The organism is uncultured Thiodictyon sp. (assembly GCF_903828115.1).
In the GTDB taxonomy this organism is placed as follows: Bacteria; Pseudomonadota; Gammaproteobacteria; order Chromatiales; family Chromatiaceae; genus Thiodictyon.
Map to the genome: position 1 here is coordinate 1 of NZ_CAIKKU010000537.1, position 4110 is coordinate 4110.

Sequence of the window (4110 nt, forward strand, 5' to 3'; positions counted from 1 at the left end):
AGGATGAGGCTATGGTTGAAAAGCGTATTGCACAAATGGCGGTCAGGCATGATCAACGGCGTAGCGATATCGAGCGGCGTTACAAGATAGCCTAGCCAGGCTAGTTGAAAAGCGGCCAGAATTCAAGTTAACAAAGTAGAAGTAACGTCGCCTGGCTACCCGACCCGCCCAAGACCCAGGCGAAACAGTGGACATAGCGTGCTTAAGTCTCTGTTCTGTTAAGTCTCGCGCCCCCGTCAGGCCCGTAAGGGGTGGGCGGATTTATGACCAAGGCCCTCAAACTCGCACTTATAGAGGTCGGACAGGCTACTCATGGGTTGGTCGGGCTGTATTGGCGAGAGCGGGAGGGTACTTCTCGACGATGCTAGCCCAGACCAAGCGGGGCGGCAAGGACCCACGAGCCTCCGGGTTCCGCGGGCTTGGGGCCGGAGCAGGGTCCGCTGCGCGGACCAGCGATCTCGCGGTTCGGTCACGGGTGCGGCCGGCACCGCCGTCCCGCCCGGCCCAAGCAGGGGTTAGAATCCCCCATCCCGGCGCATCCCAAGGACCCCCCATACCCCCGTGGCGAAGAAATACGCCCTCCTGATCGGCAATGACTGTTATACCGATTTCCCGGACCTGAAGGTCCCGGCGGCGGACGTCGCGGGCCTGCGGCGCGTGCTCGCGGACCCGGGGATCGGCGGCTTCGGTGACGACGTGCGGGTGCTGATGAACCCGGACCTGCGCCCCGCCCAGGAGGCGATCAGCGAACTCTTCGCCCGGCGTACCCGTGACGACCTGGTGCTGCTGTATTTCTCCGGTCACGGGGAACCGGACCGGGGCAAGCGCGGCGCCCTCTATCTGGCCCTTCCCGAGAGCCGCCGCGACCGGCTGCGCGCCACCGCGCTCCCCTGCGATTTCATCAAGACCGAACTGGACGAGTGCCAGGCCGGGCGCCAGATCCTGATCCTGGACTGCTGCTATGCCGGCGCCATCGGGGAGAAGGGCGGGGCCATCGACCCCGCCTGCTTCGGCGATCCCGGCCAGCCGTCGCCCGCCGCCGGGGCCGCGGCGTGCAACGGCTATGGCCGGGTGACGCTCACCTCATCCACCGCCACCCAGACCTCCTGGGAGGGCAACCAGGTCATCGCGGGCGTGGCGCGCTCACTCTTCACCCACTTCCTGATCCAGGGCCTGGAGACCGGCGAGGCGGCGCAGGACCGCCCCCAGGTCAGTATCGGGCAACTCTACCGCTATGCCCACGACCGGGTGGTGGCGGCGACCGCGGCGGCCGGCGGCAAGCGGATGGACCCCCAATACTGGGTCCACCGCCAGCAGGGCGAACTGATCATCGCCCGCAATCCCCGTCCGCCGGTGGTGTCGCCTGACCCCAAAGACCTGTTGGACGCGGACCTGTTGGCGGATCTCGCCTGCGGCAACCACCGCACCCGCGTTGGCGCGGTGCGTGAACTGACCAGGTTGATGCGTCGGCCGGACCTGACGGCGGCGGTGCGCGGGGTGCTGCATGACCGGCTTGCGGCGGAACGGGACTTCGAGGTGCGGGCGCTGATCGATGAGGCACTGGCGGGGCCGGTGCTGACGGGTTCGATGGGGTCGATCGCCGCGCCGGTGGGCGCTCGGTCCGCACAGCGGACCCTACGGGCGCCCGTCCGGTCCCCTGTGCGGACCGCCGCCCCCGCGGCCGATGCAGTGCTGGGGAACACAAGCGGACACGGCGCCGAATCCTCTGCCGCGGCCCCGGGATGCGCCGTCCGCCCCCGTGCCGTTGGTCACCAGGCCGTCGCCGCACGCCGCGTCCGTTTCGCAGGGCCGCGGTTCCCAGCGGTGGATACCGGCCCTGGTCGGCGTTCTGCTTCTAGTGGTCGCCGCCGTCCTTCTGTCCGAGCGGCTGCGGCAGTCGGCTAACCCCGACCTTGCGGTGGGGCCAGCGGCGTCGGCGCCAGTGACGCCGGACGAGCCCCCGGTTTCCGCCCCCGTGACCCCCATTGTCTCTCCCAAAGTCGGGCAGCCCAAACCCTTCGCCGTCTTTCAGGACCAGTTCCAGGATGGCTCTGCGGGTCCCAAGATGGTGGCGCTGCCCGCCGGCGACTTTCAGATGGGGTCCCCGGAGACGGAGCCCGAACGCAATCCCAATGAGCAGCAACACCAGGTGCGGATCGCGAAACCCTTCGCCATCGGCCAGACCGAGGTCACCTTCGATGACTACGACCGCTTTGCCAAGGCGACCAAGCGGGACTTGCCGCAGGCCAGTTGGGGGCGTAAAGACCAGCCGGTCATCAGCGTCAGTTGGGACGACGCAACCGCCTACGCTGCCTGGCTTGCGGGGCAGACCGGTAAAGCCTACCGTCTTCCCACCGAGGCGGAATGGGAGTACGCCGCCCGTGCCGGGACGACCAGGCCTTTCTTCACCGGCGACTGCATCTCGACTAAGCAGGCGAACTACAACGGCACTGTCGACTACAACAACTGCGGCGCCAAGACCGGCGTCTATACCGCCAAGACGCTGCCGGTCGGTAGTTTCGAGGCCAACGGCTGGGGCCTCTACGACATGGCCGGCAACGTCTGGGAATGGACCTGTTCGGCCTATGCCGCCTTCTATGATGGGAAGGAGCAGGTTTGCACCCGCAATAATGATGCCAAGCCTGGGCCAGCCCGGGTGATCCGCGGCGGCTCGTGGCTCCCCTGGCCCGCGGGGGTGCGTTCCGCCTACCGTTTCTGGCTCTCGCCGTCGACCCGGGTCGACAATCTTGGTTTCCGCCTCGCCCAAGACTTATAACCCTTTGCCCTCTACTCCCGCCGGGCCCCGCGTCAACCGGGCGCAGGCGGAGGCTTATATCGGCTGCGGCGGCGCCTGCAATGGCTGCACGGCCAAGCGCATACCCATGGCCTTGAGTATGGCCGTCAGGCTCTTCAATTCCGGATTGCCCTTGCGGGACAGGGTACGGTAGAGCGTGGTCGCATTGAGCGCGGTTTCCTCGGCCAGACCGGTCATGCCGCCAAAGGCCCCGGCCATGTAGCGTAGCGTCTCCAGCAGTTCTTCCTGATCGCCGTCTTCCAGCACCGCGTTGAGATAGTCCGCGGCATAATCAGGGTCGCTGCGGAAGCTCTCCACCTTCGCCGCCTCATGGGAGCGGGATTTGGTCATGGTCAGGTCCTCTCTTGCCAGTCGCGCCAACACTGGACCGCGTGGTCGATGTCGCTGTCCTGGCCGCGTTTGTCGCCACCGCACAGGAGCAGCACGAACTCCGGTCCGGCCTGCGCGTAGTACACCCGGTAGCCGGGGCCGCAATCCACCCGCAGTTCCCATACTCCATCCCGGCAGAATTTGTGATCGCCGAAGGTGCCGCGGACGAGTCGCTCCACCCGCCGGTCGATTGTGATCCTCGCGCGACGATCCCGGAGACTGTCGAGCCACTCCTGAAAGAGGTCGCGCCCGTCAGGGGTGAGGTAATGCACCAGGTTCATGATAAACTTTCGCCTATAAGCGAGAGACTGTCAAGGTGGCATATCCCGCCTGAGCCGTTGGCAAGGGTGCGTCTGGCGTTCCATGTAGCACCGGTCATGCCGTTTCGCCCTGAATTCTTTGACCTTGAGGAGAGCCTTGATGACCGCGACCACCATCACCCTGCGCCTGGAGCCCCAGCCCCCAAACGCCCTGACCGAGGACGAACTCGACGCCCTGACCCGTGCCTTGGCCCGGCAACTCGACGCCCCGGAGCTGACGGCCGCGGTCGGCCTGCCGGACCCCGCCGGGGCGGTCGGGGCGGGCGCCAAGGGCCTGGGCCGGACCCTGGGGACCCTGGTGCTGGAGGTGGTTCCCAAGGCGGTCCCGGCCCTGGTGGACTTCCTGAAGGCCTGGGTGACGCGCGAGTCGCGGGTGACGATCAAGGTGCAGCGGGGCGCGGACCTGATCGAGGTCGCCTTCGACCCGCGGACCATCAACGAGGCGCAGGTGGAGATCATGACCAGGCGGCTGCTCAAGCTGGTGGGGGGCTGATGGGGGTGCCGCGCGGTCAGGCGCGCGATCAGAACTGATGTGGTGACCGAGATCCCGGGTACGCCGTCCTGGTCGTTGTCGTTGTCGTTGTCGTGATCGGATTGTTCGATTAC

At 66.8% G+C, this 4110-nt stretch carries 5 protein-coding genes; 3 read left to right on the forward strand and 2 right to left on the reverse strand.

Features of this window, described 5'->3' with window-relative positions:
* Nucleotides 1-561: 561 nt before the first annotated feature.
* Together QZY48_RS19905 and QZY48_RS19910 are read left to right on the forward strand one after the other, a co-directional pair.
* A complete protein-coding gene (locus tag QZY48_RS19905) occupies nt 562-1905 on the forward strand; it encodes a caspase family protein (protein WP_295434442.1) in 1344 nt (447 codons plus the stop codon).
* A 70-nt stretch (nt 1906-1975) separates the two neighbouring features.
* Nucleotides 1976-2776, forward strand: coding sequence for a formylglycine-generating enzyme family protein (locus tag QZY48_RS19910; RefSeq protein ID WP_295434443.1), 801 nt, complete (start codon nt 1976-1978; stop codon nt 2774-2776).
* A 54-nt stretch (nt 2777-2830) separates the two neighbouring features.
* Here QZY48_RS19910 and QZY48_RS19915 read toward each other — a convergent pair whose 3' ends face one another.
* Both QZY48_RS19915 and QZY48_RS19920 read right to left on the reverse strand, forming a co-directional pair.
* Entirely contained in the window at nt 2831-3145 is a 315-nt protein-coding gene (locus tag QZY48_RS19915; protein ID WP_295434445.1) for an addiction module antidote protein, read from the reverse strand.
* A 2-nt stretch (nt 3146-3147) separates the two neighbouring features.
* Nucleotides 3148-3468: a type II toxin-antitoxin system RelE/ParE family toxin gene (locus tag QZY48_RS19920; RefSeq protein ID WP_295434448.1), complete on the reverse strand. Its 321-nt coding sequence runs from the start codon at nt 3466-3468 to the stop codon at nt 3148-3150.
* Between the two features lie 136 nt (nt 3469-3604).
* On the opposite strand from QZY48_RS19920, the gene QZY48_RS19925 reads away from it, so the two are divergent.
* A complete protein-coding gene (locus QZY48_RS19925; RefSeq protein ID WP_295434447.1) occupies nt 3605-3997 on the forward strand; it encodes a hypothetical protein in 393 nt (130 codons plus the stop codon).
* The last annotated feature ends 113 nt before the right edge of the window (nt 3998-4110 follow it).

Excerpts from the sequence above, each read along its gene's own strand:
- QZY48_RS19915 (WP_295434445.1), bottom strand. The coding sequence starts at position 3,145 with ATGACCAAATCCCGCTCCCATGAGGCGGCGAAGGTGGAGAGCTTCCGC.
- QZY48_RS19925 (WP_295434447.1), top strand. The coding sequence starts at position 3,605 with ATGACCGCGACCACCATCACCCTGCGCCTGGAGCCCCAGCCCCCAAAC.